The following is a 16,674-nucleotide window of genomic DNA, read 5'->3' as shown; positions in this document are numbered from 1 at the left end:
GCAGACCCGGTACCAGCCACTCCAGGCCTGAGAGGCATACACCGCATCACCCCGGTGCAGCAGACCCAGAGCGGCATAGCGGGGACCCAAGCCCCATCCACAACCCCACCACGTCGGTGACCTCATAACCGCACTCGCTGGAATCCGCCCGCACCGACGCGCTCGGAGGCCGCTCGGGAGTACCGGCCGAGGCCTGCGGAACGACCACGACCGTGCTGGACAGAACAGCGGCCACGACCGCGGTGAGAATCAGTCGCTTCACACCCCTGCACACCCCTGTGCGCGGCGGCTGTTACGGCACGGGACCGCAAGATCACCCACGCGAGGCATGGCCATGCCCCGGACCGGCGGGGGTGCTGGTCAGGTGCTCCAGGGCACGGCAACCCGGCCGGCCGCGACGGGGGGGGCGGCCCCGGGGGCGGGCGGCAGCCGGGATGCGGCGCGTGGGGGCCGGTGACCGAGGCGTGCCATGCCGAGGCGTGGCGCAGGAGGCCGGGCCGGGCCCGTCCTGAAAGGCCGGGGCGGTCCGGCGGCCGGCGGCTCGCCCACACCGTGACGCAGTGACGGCAAGGCTGCCGGGACCGGGGGTGCGGTGGGTGGTGCGGGGCCGCCGTGCTCGACGTCCCTGCTACCGCCGCGACGGATCGTGTCCGCCGGCCCCACCCAGCCCCCAGGCGCCAGGTGGGGCCGGGCGGGGGCTGGGTGGGGGCTCCGGGGTGCGGGCCGGAGGCACGGGGCAGAGTCGGGGGATATCAGGTGGCCTGGGCCGGCAGGCAGGCAGGCAGGCAGGGCAGTGTTCACGGCTGTCGTGGTTGTGCTCGCCATGGTCGTGGTCGTGGTCGTCGGCGAGGTCCGCGCAGGCAACGCAGTAGGTTTCGGGGGTGTCGTCGCGGCTCGGGGCGAGGCGGCCGCCGCAGTGCTGGTTCCGGCAGGTGACGGGGAGAGACGGACGGCATAGTGGGGCACCGTTTCAGGCTGGTAGAAGGCGGACCAGCCGCGCTGGGGGCGGACTGCCCCCGGACGGTGGGGCGTGGAGGGTGCGGGGAGGACGCTCGGCGTCCCAGCTACCTGCGCAACGAGTCGCGTCCCCCGACCGCGCGGACGGCCGCGCCCGGCCGCCCGAGCGCGGCCGGCGACTGGGCGCGCACAACTGCGGACGCGGGCGGGCGCGGAGGGACCGGCTGCGGGGTGTGACAGGCGCGGCCGGCGGGCGCTGAAGCCCCCCGCCGTGGGCAGTACCCCGGGGTGCGGGCGGTACCCCAGCGTGCGGCGCCGCCTTGCGGGACGCAGGACGGGGCCCAGGGGGTGGCGCGGGTCTGCTCGTCGGGCCGGGGCAGTGGTCGCAGTATGGTCGAGCATGACCTACGCGATCACGACCGCCCAGCCGGACGACGCCACGTCGATAGGGCCCCTGCACCTGCGGAACTGGCTGCAGAACTACACCGACGCGGACGCGGGGATCGATGAGTCCTGGATCCGTGAGCACCGTGGCTCGTCCGCCACCGCAGAAGGCATCACCCAGTGGCGGAAGTTCATCGAGGTGGCGAACCAGAACCCTGCCCCGCACTTCTGCCGTGTCGTCCGGTGCGAGACGGAGATCGTCGGCTATCTCTGTGGCCACTGGGAGGACTCGGAATCGATCACCCTCGGCCCGATGTATCTGCTGGACCATGCCCAGGGTCACGGACTCGGGGGCCGCATGATGACCGAGTTCCTCACCTGGGCGGGCCCCGCCTGCATACGCCTGGGGGTCGCCGATTTCAACGAACGCGCGATCCGCTTCTACCGGCGCCACGGCTTCGAGATCACCGGTGAGCCTTACCTATGGCGCGGGAAGCTGCCCACGGTGCTCATGACCCGCGAGGCCACGTCGGCAGTTGGCTGCGGCTGAGCCGAGCACAGACATCAGGCCGTGCCCGGGTCAGGGCCAACACCTGGCGACGGGCACCGTCAGGCCGGGTCACGAATCCTCAGATCGGCAACAGCAGTTGACCGTCCGTCTCGCAGGTGTCGCGGGCGTGGTCCTGCACGGTCATGGTGTGTTCCACGGCCTGCTGGTCCTCCAGGAAGCACGCGTACCAGTCGCATCATGTGCAGTGGGACCAGATGAAGGCGCGGGGGTCGTCGGGCTTCGACGGCGGATACGGGCCCATCGATGTGCGGATGTGGCTGGTGTCGACGCGTGCGGACACGCGTCGGCCCTCGGCGCAGCGCCGCCCGATGTCCTCGGTGACCGTGGTCGAGGTCGCGGCCGTGGTGCACGTCGTACAGGCGTGCCGGTGCCGGCGAACCGGTTGGGGAAGAAGGTGGTGCTGGTAGTCCTCATGCGGCGGTCTTCGCCTCTCGACGTCGGGAAGAGGAGGGGGCACTGCCCCCGCGGCGGCGGGCGCGGCGGTCGGGTGTGCGGGCGGCCCCGCACCCGTGGTGTGCGGGTGCGGAGCACGGGGCGAACGCGAAGGGCCCGCCCCAAGGGGCAGGCCCTTCCACGGACGCGGGCGGCTGGGGTCAGCGCTCGCGGATCGTCGCGGTCTCGGCAGCGGTCAGGAGGTGCGCGGTCAGCGTCGCCCGCCCTTCGATCATGGCCCGGTACATGCGGTGGACTTGGTCGATCAGCAGGATGACCGGACGGCCATCGAACTCCAGCGTGGCGATGATGACCGGCTGGTCGAGGTCGGTCTGCAGGGCGTGTTCGGCGTTGAACGCGGATTAGTCCGGGCCCAAGACCGGGCACCAGGGCGCGCCGTCGTGGTCCGGAGAGAGCCGGGCAAGGTGGTAGGTGGCCACCCAGTCGGCCACAGAGGTGGGCTCCGCGTCGCGGGGGTGCTTCTTCAGGAGGATCTGAGCCATGGCGATGTTGAACACCCAGGCCCCCTAGCGGAACAGTTGAGTGGCTGGAGCAGCGGTCACGGGCGGACCTCCAACGTCGGTTGTATGGCTGGGCTCAGCCGCGGGCGGGGGCCAGTGGCGTACGCCGGCGGCGGTGGAGATGCTTCCGAGTCGGCGGGCAACACCCGCAAACCGCTGGCCGGCGAAGAAGGGACGGGAGCCAGTCAACAGGTGGGCCGGGGCCCCAGCTCGCCCTCGTCCTCCTCCCGGCCGAGCCGTGGCACGTGCGCGGGTATGCGGGCGCTGACCACCTGCCACTGATCGCCGTCGGCGTGCACCAGCCACTCCCCCGGCCGGGCCACCAGGTCACCGTCAGGGACGCAGGCGCAGCGTAGTGGTGGCGCCCATACCGGAGGGGTGGTCGAAGTCGGCGCCCTACGCGATGAGGTAGCCGATGAGCTTGCCTGCGGCGGCGAGGTCGCCGGGCCGCCAGGCAAAGGCGCGGCGGGACGTCGCGTCGGTCGCGGCGAGATGGATGTGCTCGGTGGGCGGCGCGACACTAGAGGACTGTCGACGACGCGCTGTGGGTGGTGATCGAGCCGCTGCTGCCAAAAGTCGAGCGTCGGATCCGGCACCCGGGACGCAAGCGGCATCCGGACCGGCTGGTCTTCCAGGGCATTCTGTTTGTCCCGCACACCGGGATCTCGTGGGAGCATCTGCCGCAGGAACTCGGCTTCGGCTCGGGCATGATCTGCTGGCGCCGCCTGGCCGCGTGGTCCGAGGCCGGGTGTGGCGCCGACTGCACCAGATTCTCCTTGCCAAGCTCCGCTGCGCGAACGCCCTGGACTTCTCTCGGGCGGAAGTCGACGGCTCCCACATCCGGGCGTTAAAAGGGGTTCCAAGACGGGCCGAAGCCCTGTTGACCGGGGCAGAACCGGTAGCAAACACCATCCGATCACCGATCCCACCGGCATCCCGCTCCACGCCACCCTCACGGGCGGCAACCGTAACGACGTCACCCAGCTCATCCCCTGCTCGAAGCGGTGCCGCCGGTGCGGGGCAAGCGCGGTCGGCCCAGGCGCCGCCCGGACATGGTGCTGGACGACCGCGGCTACGACAGGACAAGTACCGCCGCCTGGTCTTTGGGATCTCGGTGTGAAACCGCTGATCGCCCGCCGGGGCACCGACCACGGCTCCGCCCTGAGCAGCCAACGCTGGGCCGTGGAACGCACATTCGCCCACCTGCACTGGTTCCGCCGCCCGCGGACCCACTGGGAAGTCCGCGACGACATCCACGAAACCTTCCTCACCCTGGGATGTGCACTCACCTACTGGCGACGTCTGCGCTCATGCTGTTGGCCCGTCTAGGAAGTTGGACGAGGGGACTGCGGGTCGGGAGTGCATGCTGCTTCCTGGGCGGCCATAACCTCATCGCCGTACTCGAAGGCCCATGCGCCGACAGCGTCGATGGGCGCCAGCAAGGTCCGGCCCAAAGGAGTGAGTTCGTACTCGACCCGTGATGTGTGCTCGTCGTCTGCCTGCCGGTCGACCAGTCCGTTGAACTGCAGCCGGCGCAGAGTCTCGGTGAGGACCTTGGAGCTGATGCCCCCGATCCGCTCCCGTAGTTCGACCGGGCGTCTGGGGCCGTCGCGCAGTGCCCAGAGCACCACGGCGTTCCAGGTGTTGGAGAGCAGGTCGAAGGCGAGGCGGGCGCGGCAGTCGGCGAGGAAGGCGTCGGTCGTCACGTACCAAATGGTGCCCGAACAGCCGTCTAGCGTCGGTGTGAACGGTCGAAGCAGGCACGGAGAGGGACCGCGCGATGAGAATCGGTGTACTGGGAACGGGCAACATGGCCGACGCGCTCGCCACCCACTGGGTGCGGGCCGGGCACGAAGTGATGATCGGGGGACGGCACGCACACAAGGCGGAGCGGCTCGCGACGCGCATCGGAGGCAGCGCGAAGCCTGCCAGTCTGCACGCGGCGGCCGCCTCCGGTCAGGTGGTATTGGCCGCGCTGCCCTTCGGGGCGGGAGTAGACGTAACACGGGACCTGCACGCAGCCCTGGAGGGCAAGGTGCTGATCGACTGCTCCAACCCGGTCGGGCCGGCCTTCCGGCTGCTGACAGAAGGCGGCCCCTCAGCCGCGCAGCAACTTGCCGCGGCGGCACCGGGAGCCCACGTGGTAGTCCGGGTGGACAGAGATGGTGTCGATGTGGGAGGGGCGCGGGGCGCGACAGGCGGTCAGCCGGTACGCCGGGTGGCGTTGGGGCCGGCGGCCCGGGTGGTGATCCGCGCCCACTGTTCGCGGCTGACGTGGCGGTGGGGCAGGGCGCGCAGTGCGGTGAGTTGGCGGCGCAGCCGGGCGGCGTCGGCGAGGGCTTCGCGGGCCCACCGGCGGCACTCGCGGGGGGGGTAGTAAGACAGTGGTGCGGAGGCTTCCTGCCACCAGTAGCGGGCGGTGTGCAGGGCGCGGTGGGCCTGGCGCCGGGTGAGGTCATCCAGGTGGGAGCGTGCGTACACGACGGCAGTCATCGTGATCGGTTTCTCCTTCGGACTGAGGGTCAGTGCAGGGAGACGGTGAGCGCGAGGACGGTCAGCGCGATCACCAGGACCGCGACGGTGGCGGGTGTGGGTGCGGGGAGGGTGCCGGGCCGCCCTTTGGGGGTGGAGCGACCGGCACTCGAGAAGGGATGCGGGAGCAGTACCGGCGGCACCGACACTGCCCCGCGCGCGGCCAAGCCCCACAAGGCCCGACTGCAGGGGGCGCACCCGCGGTTGGCGGCACGGGAGACAACCGCCGGGCTGCGGGCGGAAGAGGTGGTCCCGGAGCGCTCAACGACCAGAGGCGCCAGGGCGAAGGACCTGGGGTGCGGCAGGGAAAACGAAGGCCGGGCAGGGCAGGGGACGTTGAGGGCCGCGTGGCGGGCGTGGGCGGCCGCCGCGCGGAAGGGCCGGGGCGGCGTCCTGGACTGCTGTGGTTCCTAATTGCTCTGATGGTCTGCGGACGTCCGCGTTTGTCCGGCGTTATTGCCTGTCACCCAGTTGGGCCGTCTCTGCCGCTGCCGAGTAGTTCGTGGCACGTCTACGGCTGCCGCACGACGAACATCAGCGCACGCGGGAAGGAGCGAACCCCACCGCCGCTGCGCTTCCGCGGATGCCCTACTCTCGCGCTTCCAAGACGCATACGGGAGGCTGACGCGCGTGAAGCGTGGGGGTAGACGGCTGATCACGGCCGTGCTGGCAGTCGGGTTCGCTGCGACGGTGTCGAGCTGCGGTGCGCGCGGCATCCGGCCGCCGCGGACGGCGGAGGGCGACACATGGGGGACAAGCCTGCTTACGTCCAGTTGGCGGACGTGCCCGAGCAGGTGGAGCCGGACGGCGCCACCGTCGTGGTGGGCGATCCCGGGGCGCGGGTCACCGTGCACCTCTTCGAAGACCCGCGCTGCCCCTACTGCCGGCAATTCGAGACCACCGGCGGCGGCCCGGTCCTGAGCAAGTGGGTGCTCACGCACCAGGTGAAGGTCGAGTACACCATGGCGTCATTCCTGGACGGGCGGCTGGGAGGAAGCGGGTCGAGGAAGGCGGTCAATGCGCTGCGAGCGGCTCTCAAGGAGGGGAAGTTCGCCGAATACCACACCGTTCTCTACCTCAACCAGCCTCCCGAGGAGGAGGACGGGTACACGCAGGCGCGGCTGCTGCACCTGGCGAGCAAGGTGGAGGGGCTGCGCACGCCGTCCTTCGACTCGGCTGTCAAGACCATGAAGTACCAAGACTTCGTGGACGCGTCCGAGAAGTCGTTCGCTGCCGCCGGCCACTACAACGGGCACGAAGGCCCGGGGGACGCCAACCGCAGAAGTGAACGGGTACCGGATTCCCGTCGAGCAGGGCGCGATCCTCTACCAGGCCGATCTCTTCGATCAGTTCCTGGCGAAGGTGGTTGATGAGTCGGCCTGAGCACGGTCGCTCTGTCGGCCGGCAGGTTCAGCAGGCGCCGAGGTTCTGCCATCCCCCATCACGCTCAGTCCGGCCTCAGGGACCGGGGCGGCCGGCCAGTCCGCCACGGCCCCCGCGATGACGGCCGTGACGAAGGGTGTAACGGAACAGTACGGACCTCGCCGCCTTTGGCCTCCGCGCCTTCGGCGAGGATGCATGACCGGCACCGGCGAGGCCCAGGCCCCCTTCCCCCAGGCCGCGCAGGGTGGTCGCATGGGCCGGGTCCCGGGTGAGCGTGAGGGGATGTGGTCCTCGTGTTGGCTACGTCGGTGGGCTCAACCGCTGTCACCGCTGACTGGTATCAATGGGCCGCATGAATCTTGATCAGGCAGTCCCAGATGACCTCGCGGTACTTCGTGCGGCCTTCGCTGTCGACGATGGCGGTCAGTCCGCGTTGGGCTGGAAAGCGGTGCGCGCCTTCGAAGCGGAGCACGGCATAGTTCTTCCGGAGCCCTATCGGACCTTCGTTGCGGAGATCACCGACGGCTCGTACTCCGGGCCGCCGGACCACGGATTGGTGGCCCTGGCAGCGCTGCCCGATGACTGGGGGGATGACCGGCCCGAACGTGACCTGAGCCAGCCCTTCCCCCTCACCTCGCAGTGGCTGTGGGAAGAGGACGACGCAGAACCGTCCGAGGTAACCGACCTGATCATGGGCCGGGTCTTCGATCACGGGTCAATCGTCCTGGGGACGGACGGATGCGGCATGTACTGGCATCTCGTCGTCACCGGCCCGCATCGTGGACACGTCTGGTTGATCACCGGGGAAGGCGCCACCCCGTTCGGAGCCGAGTTCGGGTTCACCACGGCTGAGCCGGGATTCGCCGGGTGGGTCAAGCACTGGGCCGCCAACAAACCCTGGTTCGACGCTGAGTGACAGCCCGCACGCACATGGCCCGGATCTTGGCCGCGGCCGAGCACCACGGCGGCTGTATCAAGGCGGGCAGGGCGGGCCGAGGCCGTCGGCAAGCGCAATGACCCGGCGGCTGCGATGACGGAGAACAGGTCTCAGGGCGGTCGGGTCTACAGGTCGAGGACGGCGCGCAGTGCCTGGTCCACTCGCGCCATGGCAGCGGGGTCGACCTCGCCCAGGAGTTTCGCACCGTCGAAACGGGTCGCTCGCAGCTGTTGGAGGTTGACGGCGACCGCTGTGCAGGGGACCGGATCACCGATCACGACGGACATGGCCGTGTCGGGGAAGAGCCCGCTTGGGTGCAGCACGATCGCGAGCACTGCGCCGTATGCCTCCTCCAAGCCGGTCAGGGAGACCACGAGGACGTTGCGCCCGTCGGGGAGGGACCAGACCTCGCCACGTTTCACAGAGTGTCCCCCTCGCCCGCCAGGTCGTCACCGAGGCCGAGCGCGGCGAGCTGGTGTGCGGCGTCGAGTGTGGCTTGCCGACGCGCGGCGCGCACGACGTAGGCGTTCAGGCTCAAGCCGGCCTCGGAGGCGGCTGTCTTGATCGACGGGGCGAGATCATCGGGGATGCGCAGGGTCATCGTGATGACAGACATGGTTGCAGGATAGCCACCGAAAATGGTGGCGTACATCGGTTGCAACGTACCGCAGCCGGGGCGAGCGCGGTCTGCGCAGCACCGGCCAGCGGATGCCCGGACCCCGCCCGGCCTGGGGGGTACCGGGCTCGCGCCTGCCCCGCACGTGGCAATGCGGGGATACCCAGCCCGGCCCGGCACCCACGAGCAGCAGGCGGCTCGGCGGCCGACTCTTCGTGGACGGCGGCGGGCGGCAGGTATCGGTTGCGGCGGCACTGCGAGCGCGGAAACAGGGCCACGCGGGCTGTACGGGGCAATAGCCGCAGCCCGGGCCGGGCCACGTGCCGTGAGATCGAGCAGTCGGTCGGCCACGTCCAGGGGGATGACTCGATCTGGATGCTGGGTGCGCTGACGAGGTTCGCCCACGAAGGCACTTCCGATTCCGGGTGGGCGACGTACCAGCGGATGATGGAGCCCAGCGAGGCGGCGGCCTGGGTCGCCGAGCGTATCGGCCCGCGTGGCGGCATTCGCTACCGTCTGTGCCGGATCTGCACGCCCGCACTTCCCGTGGCCGACTGATCCCCCTCTGACGGCGGTGGCATGCTCACACCACCGCGGCCGGCAGGTCGCGCGCCGCGGGCTTCGTAGTACGCCGGTTGGCCAGACCGCCTGCCCGACGGCGTCGGGCGTAGGCGATAGCGAGGGCGATGACCAGGGGACCCCAGGCCAGCAGGGGGGCGTAGCAGGCGTCCATGATCACGCCTGCCGTACCGTGCGGGAAGTCGGGGTTGTCCAGAGGCCCCCAGGCACCAGCGTGACCGCGGCGCACAGCCCCATCACCGCTACAGCGCCCACTGCCGCGGGTATGACCACCGCCAGCGGCGGGATGTGATGGCCGCCCAACCGCGGAACCCAGCGCGGCACTCGCTCGCCCCAAGGCCTCACCAGGCCGAGCGTGAGGCAAGCGGCCGCCTGCGAGACCACCGACAGGATCAGCACGTAGACCATGATCGGAGTCCCTGTGTAGAGAGAACCGAGTCGTCCAGTGAAGCCGACATCTACTCCGAACCCAAGGGAGAGCCGCCACACACACGAAGGCACCGTGCAAAGTACCGTCGCCCATGCGGCGCACACCGCCCAGCGAGGGGCCGCGATCTGGCGCCCCCGAGCCCGGGAACGCCGAGTGGGAAGAGATCGTCGAACTGTCCCTGTCTTCACCCTCCGGGGAACTGATGGTGCGCGGCCTGATGGACGACCTGGACGAGGAACTGCCGGTCCTGTCTTTCGACGGCCCTGGCGATTACCGGCTCCGCATCCACGCCCGCGGCCGCGACACCGCCACCGACCTTGCCCCAGACGAGGTCACCGAGTGGTACCTCATCCAGGCATGGCCAGCACACTGGCAGGACGTGAGAACGTTGCGCCACACGGACAGCTACGGCGCCTCCGTCCGAACGGGCTGACCGCCGATGCCCCCGCCGATGTCCGGGCACCTGTCCTCAGCAACTGTGCGCGGACATCGGCGTTGTGCTGCCGACCAAGCCTGGACGAAGTGGCGGACCGGCGGCCGAAGGCCCGGGGCGAGTTCATGCGCAGCGTGGCTGCCCGCACTCGGTCGGACCCGGACGTAGCCAACCGCCGTCTCATCGCACCTCTCGGTCCGGCCCTGTCACCTGGGCCCAGTTCCGAGACCAGACGGCGATCCGCCACCGTTGGGACCAGGCGGAGTCGGCGATGTGGCTGATCTGGTCCGGCGCTGAGGCCTGGCGGCCAGGCCGGGCAGACAGGCGTGGCCGCGCAGGATCTCGCCAACTCGCGCACCACACGTTGCCGTGTGCTCCCAGCCAGTGAACTGCAGTGCCGGGCATCGTTGGGCGCTGAACACCGAGTGCAGTGCCGGACATCGCGGTGCGCACCAGAACGGTGTCTGGCGTGATCCGGTGCGCGGGCAGCTTCCATTCGGTGGAGCCCATCGGGTCCACTCGGTGGACGATGCCGGCATCGTCACCACAGCCAGGCGTTGGAGTGCCGAACCCTTGTTGTCCGCGGACAACTAGGGTTCGGCGTCACGCGTTTTGTAGGGGTCATATGCGGAAGGTGTGCCTGCGCCCGGACACGAGGCGCCTGGGGCAGGTAGCGAAGTATTGCGTCTAGGCCGTGTTTTAGAAGCGGATCATCTGGCGTTGGCGATCGTCGCGGGCTGCCTGCCGGGGCCGGAGGCACGCACCTGCGTGCTCCGCAGTCTGGTCTGGTGGATGCGAAGTGGATGATGGTTCGGTGACGAACATCAATGACGACCACGTGAAGGTCCATTTCCGCATGGACATAGACGAGGACGGATGGCCGCCGGCGAGTGTCGAGAGCCTGTGGGCTGTCGACCTCGGCGACGGCACGGTGCGGCTGGACAACACTCCCTGGTTCATCCGCGGGGTCGCCAGCGGAGACATCATCAGGGTTCAACCGGATGATGCTGGTGTTTTCTGGGCCGGGGAAACGGTGCAGCCTTCGCAGAACTGCACCATCCGGCTTATCGTGCTGAAGGACGCCGGCTCAGCCGCCGCCCGGCAGAGCGTGCTGGAGGTCTTCCATCGTCTCGGTACGACGGGCGAAGGCATCGAGCGGTTCGGGATGGTGGCCTTGGATGTCCCGCCACAGGCAGACCTGCTGAAAATCCGCGAGCTGTTGGAGCACGGCGAGACGAAGGAGTGGTGGCACTGGGAAGAAGGATGTGTCACTGCCGCCTGGGAAGCCACTGCGCGACCGTGAGAGCAGCCGTGCCCCGTCCCATCCTGCAGTGAGCCAGGCTGCACGGCTCTGCGCCGCGTACTGCAGCGCGACGGCGCCTTCAAGTAGACCGCCCAGGTACGGCTCGTTGTGGCGGCGGATGAAGCTTGCGGACGGCATCGTGGCGCGCGGCCAGCCCAATTCCGGATCCGCTGCCCAAGCTGCTGCGCGTCAGCGACGACCCTGGTGTTATCAAGGTCGATCGTGATACGGGCTGAGCCGTAGCTCTCGTCCTCGCCGGCCACCAGGCAACCCCGCTTCCGCGTACGGTTGCCCGGCCCTGAACCAGTCGGCTTCAGCCGCCCGGGTTAGATAGGATGGCCGTTGATCAGATGATCTGCAGCTAGTCGGCGGCCAGCACCACCGCCCAGCAAACCGGACAGATCTCGTCCTCCGGCCCCTGGTGAAACAACTGTGCACAGCGCAGACAGTTCGCTAGGCCGTCGAAAGCCTGCAAGCATGCGAAGCAGTACTGACGCGCCATGTCCGGGGCGTTTGCCAGGTACGCCTCGCCGATCAGGGCACAACTCCCGTACTCGGGGCACTGCTGGGTTGGCCCGTCGTCATGGCCGTGGCGCCATGAGTGGCCCAGAACGCCGAGTGCGTGCGAGTCGGGAAGGTCCTCTACCTCCCGCCACTGCGTGCCACAGAAACGGCAGCCCACCTCTCCGCCTTCCGCGACCAACGCCCAAAGGCCGCAGTCCGGGCAACGAAGTGTGTGCTCCTTGATCTGCTCAAGGTCGGGGCGATGCGATTCCATCGCACGGTGACCAAGCCCCGGATGCTGGGCAGGAAGTTGCGGATGAGGACATCTGGGCGTCTAGACGCGGGCCATCGTGGTTGCGAGGTGGGGCCGCAAGTGTTCGTCGACGAAGTCGATAAGGAAGTCCAATACTTGGGCGGCGCGGGCCTCTACCACCGGCGCCTTGGGCGATCAGACCAAAATGCTGCAGCCGGTTACGCTGCTGACCAAGCTGACTGATGTTTCCCTTCTCCTGGGGTCTAATCTGCACCCCCAAGGCGCGTAGCCGCTTGATTGCGTCGTCCATCTTGCAGCTGTTGAAGTTGCCCTGCTCGTAGGCGACGCGGTCGGCATCGTCTTCCTTGGCGAAGACCAGGCGCCAATTAGCAGCGGCCAAACGGGCTTTCAGAGGACTTCGGTGGCGGCCTGCAGGTGCAGGACGGCGTACTTGAGCTCTCGTGGACCGGAGTCCTTGCCCTTGAGGAGCTCGACAACACTGACCAAATAATCCGTGCCGTTGTGGACGGGCGGGTAATGAACATCCGGCGGAGCTGACGTGCCGTCGCTCATGCTGCTCTCCCCCGGGCCGAGGGCACTAGCGCTGCAGCGCCCGGACCGACGGCACAATCATTGCTGCCCTGCGGTCCACATCCTGCACCTTCGCCGACGTATCTGATGGTGTTCTTAGGGGTCTGCTGGTCGTGGATGCTGTTCCCCTGGTCCTTACGGCTGCTTACCTTCCTGCAGATGGTCGGCGTGCTCGTCTGCGTCGCGGGCATCCCCGAGCCAACGCAGGTCAAGGGCACAATGCCGTCTGCCGTCTCTCAACTGCCGTCTACCGGGTCGTCCCGGAGCGGGAGACAGCCGGGTCGGGGACTCAGATACCGATGGGTGCCGTGGGGCGATTGGCGAGGTGGTCCCGTAGTTCGCGCTGGCGGAACTGATAGGCGATGCCGGCCATGCGGAGCAGTCCGAGCTGGTGGCAGCGGTCCAGGAATCTGCCGAGCCGCCAGGGCAAGTGGCGGCGTGCGCAGACCAGGAAGGCCATGTAGCGGATGGCGACCGGCCCCGGGCCGCCGCTGAGTCCGAACGCGACCGCGAGCCCGAGCCCCGACGCGGCGCCGCACACGGCGCCGACCGTGACACCGAGCCCGCCCGCGAACCCGAAGCCGAGCAACCTGGCGAGTCCCTGCGGAAGGCTGAACCCGAGCACCACGATGAGCATGCCGGTCAGGTCAGCTCGTACGGGCGCCCGCGGATCGATCACGGAACTGCTGCCCCTTTGCTGGACGGCGCTACCCAGGATGGTGCCAACGACGACCGCGGTCACAACCGCGGTAACAGCACCGTAGGCGATCCCCGGCGCGGCCCCGTCACGGATGCCGATGGCGATACCAAGGCCGGCGCCTACCGTGACAGCGGGGACCAACGCCACGAGGCCATTGCGGCTGCGCAGTTGCTGGAAGTCGAGCCCTCGGGGCTCCGGCCAGGAACGTCTGCGCGACATCATCCCCGCGAAGGGGGCAAGCATGGAGACGACGCAGGGAATGACCAACGACCAGTGCAGCAGCACGCAGTACATGCCGAACGTGATGCAGGACGGAACCACCATGACGTAGGTGACGATGGCTGCGACGATACGGGCCCGGTCACCGGCCAAGGGCCACAGTTCGTGCAGGACGATGTCGCTGCCGGACAGCTCCCGGCCAGCCACGCGCCGGGGAGTGTGCAGGGCGTTGGCGTGCAGGTAGCGGGCGAGAGCCGCCAGATGACGCCAGGTCCTCTCCGGGTCCAGCCGGACCGTCCGGGCGCGGGGAGCCGCCTGCTCGCCGTCGCCGGCGAGGGACGCATTGACGGCGGCTTTGATGTACCGGTCGAGCAGATGGCAGTAGAAATCTCCGCTGCGGGCGAGGGTAAGGAGGTCAGCCGGGTCGCGCAGGAAACTGTCGTCTTCGCCGCGTTCCTCGTAGACGACGGCTGCCAACGTCAGGCGCCAGGGGCTGTCGAGTTTCCTTGCCAGCGGCGACCGCGCCGAGGGTGACCGGTCGGCGGGGTGACCGCGTCGAGGACGGGCTGCCAGCGGGCCAGATTCCGAAGATACTCCACGATCCGCTCCGGGTCGATCCGGGCGATCTGTACCCGGGCCGCCTTCTGCGGCTGGGCCTCCACGGCGACGAGAGCATCGTAGGCAACGTGACGACAGGTCAGCACCACAGGAGCCTTCTCACCGGGGTGTCCGTGGAGTTCGACGGCACGCAGCAGTCGCGCGGCGCGGGAGGTGCCGCCGGGTGTGGGAGTGTTGTCCATTTCGTCCAGGCCGTCGATGACCGGGAGCACCAGGTTGTCGCGGACCAGGCGGCGGGCGTCCTGCGGGGCGAGTCGATAGGTACGCACCAGGTGATGGGTGACCCAGTCAGGGATCGGCGTGCCCGGCCACGCGGTGGCTGCGAGCCGAACCGGTACAGGGTCAGTCTCGCCTCGGCCGAGGATGAGACCGAGCACCAGGGCGATGGCCAGGACGGTCTTCCTGCTCATCGGCGGGCAGCTTGGTGCGGGCGGTGTCGATGGCGAGGCTGACGAAGTTGCGGACGGTGCGGGTCAGCGGCTCGTCGTCGAGTTCGGTGTACAGGTCGTGCCCGGCGTCTTCGTGGGGTTCGTAGGCACCGTCGGAGGCGAGGAGGAGGCGGCAGCCCTCGGTGATCTCGGCCGTGGTGGATTCGATCGCCGGGTGCTGGTAGTGGTTCATCGCGTCGGTGTCGGTGGCCGCGGCGCCGAGGTAGGAGGTGATGATGTTGCGGTTGCCGCCCTGGGGGTGGAGGGGGGTGGGCGGGTGGACGCGGCGCAGGTTGTGGTCGTCGGTGAGGCGCCGGGTGATGCCGCGCTTGAGGAGGTAGGCGCGGCAGTCGCCGCACCAGGCGACGGTGAGGGTGGCTTGTTCGGGGACGGTGACCGCGACGACCACGGCGGCGCTGGGCAGGTGGCGGCGCAGGTGGGGGTTTTGCCGGTCGGGGTCGGCGGCGAGGCGCTCGTGGACGTGGCGCAGGGCGGTGGTGGCGTCACCGCGGCGGGCAGCCATCTGGGCCAGGCGGACGGCCGATTGGCGGGTCCATTCGCGGACTTCCTGGTTGGAGCCGATTCCGTCGAGGAGGACGAAAGCGCGGGCGCCGTCGGGGGCGGTGCGCACGGCGGTCGCGTCGCACTGGGTGGTGCGGCCGCCGATGTGCTGGGCGGTGGCGTAGGTACGCACGAGGGGTGGGCTCCGTTCCGGTGGCGGTGGGTGGGGCGCGGGGGTGGGTGGTCGTGCCGGGGGGTGCGGGCTCTCGCCGGGGTGGTGGGGAGAGGATGCTCGGCCGTCTGGCTACCTGCGCAACAGGCCGTGCCCGCCGCCGACCAGCGCCCAGAGGGCTGGCGGCGCGGCTGGGCGGCCGGGCGCGGGGACCGGCTGCGGGGGCGGCGGGGCGCGCTGGCGTGACCGGTCGGGGGCCGGGGGCTTCCCGCCGTGGGTGGTGCCCCCGGTCGGGGGCACCACGGCGTCCCTGCTACCGCCGCGACGGGTCGTGTCCGCCAGCCCCACCCGGTCCCGGGGCGCCCGATGAGGGCGCGGCCGGGCGGGGGCTGGGTGGGGGCTCCGGGGTGCGGGGCTGGAGGTATAGGGCGCGGAGTCGCAAGTTGCCTGGGCTGGCAAGCAGGGCAGTGTTCGTGGCTGTCGTGCTCGTGCTCGCCCTGGTCGTGGTCGTCGGCGAGGTCCGCGCAGGCGACGCAGTAGGTGTCGGGGGTGTCGTCGCCGCTCGGGGTGAGGCGGCCGCCGCAGTGCTGGTTGCGGCAGGTGACGGGGCGGGAGACGGACGGCATGGTGGGGCTTCCGTTTCAGGCTGGCAGGGGCGGGCTGGTGGCCGTGCCCGGGGGCGGACTGATCCCGGGGTGGTAGGGGGTGAGTGGTGCGGGGGTGGGGGGGTGCGGGGAGGATGCTCGGCGTCCCGGCTACCTGCGCAACGGGGCTCGTCCCGCCGACCGCGCGTGTCGGCCGGGCGCAGTAGGCGGCCGGGCACTGTCGGCGGGCTGGGCCCGCGCCGGGGCTGGTGCCGGAGCGGGCAGAGGCGGCAGTCGCGGACCAGGATGACGTGCTCACCGGTGTCCTGGACCGGCTCCAAGTCCTCCCAAAGCCGACTGACCAGCACCTTCCCGTCCCTGCAAGCAGCACGAGCTCACCGGAGCTGCGGAACCCAGCGCACACCCGACGCGACAGCTGGGCGCCTGTCCAGACTGTGAAAATCCCGACCGACGCTCACCGCAGAGGGCCCGTCAGCAACTGACGGACGCTCATGAACGATCAAGGTTGAAGATCTCTTGCGGGCGGGCTCCGGTTGCCCCTGTCGCCACAGGGTCGCAGACTGAATTGCGACGGGGTGTTCTCCACCGCGGGATGTGAGGCGGAGCCCCAACGTTTCCCAACACCGTTCATATGCGGGGCAGCCCAGCTACATGATGCTGCAATTACGCTGAACGAGGTCACTTGCCTGGGGCGACAGTATCCAATGTTCGGCCGGCATGCTCCGGCAAACGGTCACGCCCGGAAATGGCTGAATCTAGAGGGTGATTGAGATGCCCGATGTCATAGGCGCAATCAGAGACAAGTGGCTCGCACTCGGAGGCGATAGCGGAATCCTCGGACAACCGCTCGATATCGAAAGGCCGACGTTCGACGGTGTTGGACGGGCTGAAGAGTTTCAGACTGGGACGGTGTCGTGGCACCCGGCAATCGGGGCCTTTGCGGTTTGGGGGCTCATCCGTGAGCAGTGGCTAGCCCTTGGGAGGGAGCAGTTCGGCTACCCGTTC

The 16,674-nt window shown here is 69.4% G+C and carries 21 protein-coding genes and 1 pseudogene; 9 read left to right on the top strand and 13 right to left on the bottom strand.

Annotation, left to right across the window (positions count from 1 at the left end; translation table 11 throughout):
• Window positions 1–1,357: 1,357 nt before the first annotated feature.
• Window positions 1,358–1,891, top strand: a complete 534-nt coding sequence (locus tag ACZ404_RS30565) for a GNAT family N-acetyltransferase (protein WP_468445426.1) — start codon at window positions 1,358–1,360, stop codon at window positions 1,889–1,891.
• A gap of 815 nt (window positions 1,892–2,706) precedes the next feature.
• Here ACZ404_RS30565 and ACZ404_RS30560 read toward each other — a convergent pair.
• Together ACZ404_RS30560 and ACZ404_RS30555 are read right to left on the bottom strand one after the other, a co-directional pair.
• Window positions 2,707–2,847 carry a hypothetical protein gene (locus ACZ404_RS30560; RefSeq protein WP_468445424.1) on the bottom strand — a complete coding sequence of 47 codons (141 nt, stop codon included), beginning with the start codon at window positions 2,845–2,847 and terminating at the stop codon, window positions 2,707–2,709.
• Between the two features lie 203 nt (window positions 2,848–3,050).
• Window positions 3,051–3,188 (bottom strand): hypothetical protein, encoded by a 138-nt coding sequence (locus ACZ404_RS30555; protein WP_468445422.1) that lies wholly within the window; start codon window positions 3,186–3,188, stop codon window positions 3,051–3,053.
• A 225-nt stretch (window positions 3,189–3,413) separates the two neighbouring features.
• Here ACZ404_RS30555 and ACZ404_RS30550 point away from each other — a divergent pair, with 225 nt between their 5' ends.
• A complete protein-coding gene (locus ACZ404_RS30550; RefSeq protein WP_468445420.1) occupies window positions 3,414–3,716 on the top strand; it encodes a transposase in 303 nt (100 codons plus the stop codon).
• The gene (locus ACZ404_RS30545; RefSeq protein WP_468445418.1) at window positions 3,616–4,194 is read left to right on the top strand and encodes a transposase; all 579 of its coding nucleotides are present in this window, start codon (window positions 3,616–3,618) and stop codon (window positions 4,192–4,194) included. The genes ACZ404_RS30550 and ACZ404_RS30545 overlap by 101 nt, the downstream gene beginning before the upstream one ends.
• Here ACZ404_RS30545 and ACZ404_RS30540 read toward each other — a convergent pair.
• Complete coding sequence (locus ACZ404_RS30540; RefSeq protein ID WP_468445416.1) at window positions 4,191–4,571, bottom strand: winged helix-turn-helix transcriptional regulator; 381 nt, start codon at window positions 4,569–4,571, stop codon at window positions 4,191–4,193. The genes ACZ404_RS30545 and ACZ404_RS30540 overlap by 4 nt on opposite strands.
• Before the next feature lie 74 nt (window positions 4,572–4,645).
• On the opposite strand from ACZ404_RS30540, the pseudogene ACZ404_RS30535 reads away from it, so the two are divergent.
• Window positions 4,646–5,011: pseudogene (locus ACZ404_RS30535) on the top strand (NADPH-dependent F420 reductase); the annotation flags it as partial.
• Between the two features lie 56 nt (window positions 5,012–5,067).
• On the opposite strand, the gene ACZ404_RS30530 reads toward ACZ404_RS30535, so the two are convergent.
• Window positions 5,068–5,358, bottom strand: a complete 291-nt coding sequence (locus ACZ404_RS30530) for a hypothetical protein (RefSeq protein WP_468445450.1) — start codon at window positions 5,356–5,358, stop codon at window positions 5,068–5,070.
• Between the two features lie 29 nt (window positions 5,359–5,387).
• Window positions 5,388–5,540 (bottom strand): hypothetical protein, encoded by a 153-nt coding sequence (locus tag ACZ404_RS30525; RefSeq protein WP_468445414.1) that lies wholly within the window; start codon window positions 5,538–5,540, stop codon window positions 5,388–5,390.
• Between the two features lie 639 nt (window positions 5,541–6,179).
• Here ACZ404_RS30525 and ACZ404_RS30520 point away from each other — a divergent pair.
• On the top strand, window positions 6,180–6,767 hold the full coding sequence (locus ACZ404_RS30520) for a DsbA family protein (protein ID WP_468445412.1): 588 nt from the start codon (window positions 6,180–6,182) through the stop codon (window positions 6,765–6,767).
• A 365-nt stretch (window positions 6,768–7,132) separates the two neighbouring features.
• On the top strand, window positions 7,133–7,696 hold the full coding sequence (locus ACZ404_RS30515) for an SMI1/KNR4 family protein (RefSeq protein WP_468445410.1): 564 nt from the start codon (window positions 7,133–7,135) through the stop codon (window positions 7,694–7,696).
• Between the two features lie 146 nt (window positions 7,697–7,842).
• Here the strand turns inward: ACZ404_RS30515 and ACZ404_RS30510 are convergent, their stop codons facing one another.
• The 4 genes from ACZ404_RS30510 to ACZ404_RS30495 form a co-directional block, all read right to left on the bottom strand.
• The gene (locus ACZ404_RS30510) at window positions 7,843–8,139 is read right to left on the bottom strand and encodes a hypothetical protein (RefSeq protein ID WP_468445408.1); all 297 of its coding nucleotides are present in this window, start codon (window positions 8,137–8,139) and stop codon (window positions 7,843–7,845) included.
• The gene (locus ACZ404_RS30505; protein WP_468445406.1) at window positions 8,136–8,369 is read right to left on the bottom strand and encodes a toxin-antitoxin system HicB family antitoxin; all 234 of its coding nucleotides are present in this window, start codon (window positions 8,367–8,369) and stop codon (window positions 8,136–8,138) included. The genes ACZ404_RS30510 and ACZ404_RS30505 overlap by 4 nt, the downstream gene beginning before the upstream one ends.
• Window positions 8,370–8,916: 547 nt before the next feature.
• The gene (locus ACZ404_RS30500; RefSeq protein ID WP_468445404.1) at window positions 8,917–9,066 is read right to left on the bottom strand and encodes a hypothetical protein; all 150 of its coding nucleotides are present in this window, start codon (window positions 9,064–9,066) and stop codon (window positions 8,917–8,919) included.
• Between the two features lie 2 nt (window positions 9,067–9,068).
• Window positions 9,069–9,320, bottom strand: a complete 252-nt coding sequence (locus ACZ404_RS30495) for a hypothetical protein (protein ID WP_468445402.1) — start codon at window positions 9,318–9,320, stop codon at window positions 9,069–9,071.
• A 239-nt stretch (window positions 9,321–9,559) separates the two neighbouring features.
• Here ACZ404_RS30495 and ACZ404_RS30490 point away from each other — a divergent pair, with 239 nt between their 5' ends.
• A complete protein-coding gene (locus ACZ404_RS30490) occupies window positions 9,560–9,775 on the top strand; it encodes a hypothetical protein (protein ID WP_468445400.1) in 216 nt (71 codons plus the stop codon).
• Window positions 9,776–10,589: 814 nt separating this feature from the next.
• Window positions 10,590–11,078: a DUF4265 domain-containing protein gene (locus tag ACZ404_RS30485; RefSeq protein ID WP_468445398.1), complete on the top strand. Its 489-nt coding sequence runs from the start codon at window positions 10,590–10,592 to the stop codon at window positions 11,076–11,078.
• A 1,165-nt stretch (window positions 11,079–12,243) separates the two neighbouring features.
• Here ACZ404_RS30485 and ACZ404_RS30480 read toward each other — a convergent pair.
• From ACZ404_RS30480 to ACZ404_RS30465, 4 genes are all read right to left on the bottom strand, one after another.
• Window positions 12,244–12,408, bottom strand: coding sequence for a hypothetical protein (locus tag ACZ404_RS30480; protein ID WP_468445396.1), 165 nt, complete (start codon window positions 12,406–12,408; stop codon window positions 12,244–12,246).
• Between the two features lie 307 nt (window positions 12,409–12,715).
• On the bottom strand, window positions 12,716–13,822 hold the full coding sequence (locus ACZ404_RS30475) for a hypothetical protein (RefSeq protein ID WP_468445394.1): 1,107 nt from the start codon (window positions 13,820–13,822) through the stop codon (window positions 12,716–12,718).
• A 2-nt stretch (window positions 13,823–13,824) separates the two neighbouring features.
• Entirely contained in the window at window positions 13,825–14,232 is a 408-nt protein-coding gene (locus ACZ404_RS30470) for a hypothetical protein (RefSeq protein WP_468445391.1), read from the bottom strand.
• A 73-nt stretch (window positions 14,233–14,305) separates the two neighbouring features.
• Complete coding sequence (locus ACZ404_RS30465; protein ID WP_468445389.1) at window positions 14,306–15,085, bottom strand: PP2C family protein-serine/threonine phosphatase; 780 nt, start codon at window positions 15,083–15,085, stop codon at window positions 14,306–14,308.
• A gap of 1,355 nt (window positions 15,086–16,440) precedes the next feature.
• Between ACZ404_RS30465 and ACZ404_RS30460 the strand changes: the two genes are divergently transcribed.
• Window positions 16,441–16,674: LGFP repeat-containing protein (locus ACZ404_RS30460; RefSeq protein WP_468445387.1), on the top strand; the 234-nt coding region annotated here is incomplete at its 3' end.

The organism is Streptomyces sp. NPDC030798 (assembly GCF_055572275.1).
This window is presented reverse-complemented; position numbering and strand designations above follow the sequence as displayed.

Excerpts from the sequence above, each read along its gene's own strand:
- ACZ404_RS30565 (WP_468445426.1), top strand. The coding sequence starts at position 1,358 with ATGACCTACGCGATCACGACCGCCCAGCCGGACGACGCCACGTCGATA.
- ACZ404_RS30560 (WP_468445424.1), bottom strand. The coding sequence starts at position 2,847 with ATGGCTCAGATCCTCCTGAAGAAGCACCCCCGCGACGCGGAGCCCACC.
- ACZ404_RS30530 (WP_468445450.1), bottom strand. The coding sequence starts at position 5,358 with ATGACTGCCGTCGTGTACGCACGCTCCCACCTGGATGACCTCACCCGG.
- ACZ404_RS30515 (WP_468445410.1), top strand. The coding sequence starts at position 7,133 with ATGAATCTTGATCAGGCAGTCCCAGATGACCTCGCGGTACTTCGTGCG.
- ACZ404_RS30505 (WP_468445406.1), bottom strand. The coding sequence starts at position 8,369 with ATGTACGCCACCATTTTCGGTGGCTATCCTGCAACCATGTCTGTCATC.
- ACZ404_RS30500 (WP_468445404.1), bottom strand. The coding sequence starts at position 9,066 with ATGGACGCCTGCTACGCCCCCCTGCTGGCCTGGGGTCCCCTGGTCATC.
- ACZ404_RS30495 (WP_468445402.1), bottom strand. The coding sequence starts at position 9,320 with ATGGTCTACGTGCTGATCCTGTCGGTGGTCTCGCAGGCGGCCGCTTGC.
- ACZ404_RS30490 (WP_468445400.1), top strand. The coding sequence starts at position 9,560 with ATGGACGACCTGGACGAGGAACTGCCGGTCCTGTCTTTCGACGGCCCT.
- ACZ404_RS30480 (WP_468445396.1), bottom strand. The coding sequence starts at position 12,408 with ATGAGCGACGGCACGTCAGCTCCGCCGGATGTTCATTACCCGCCCGTC.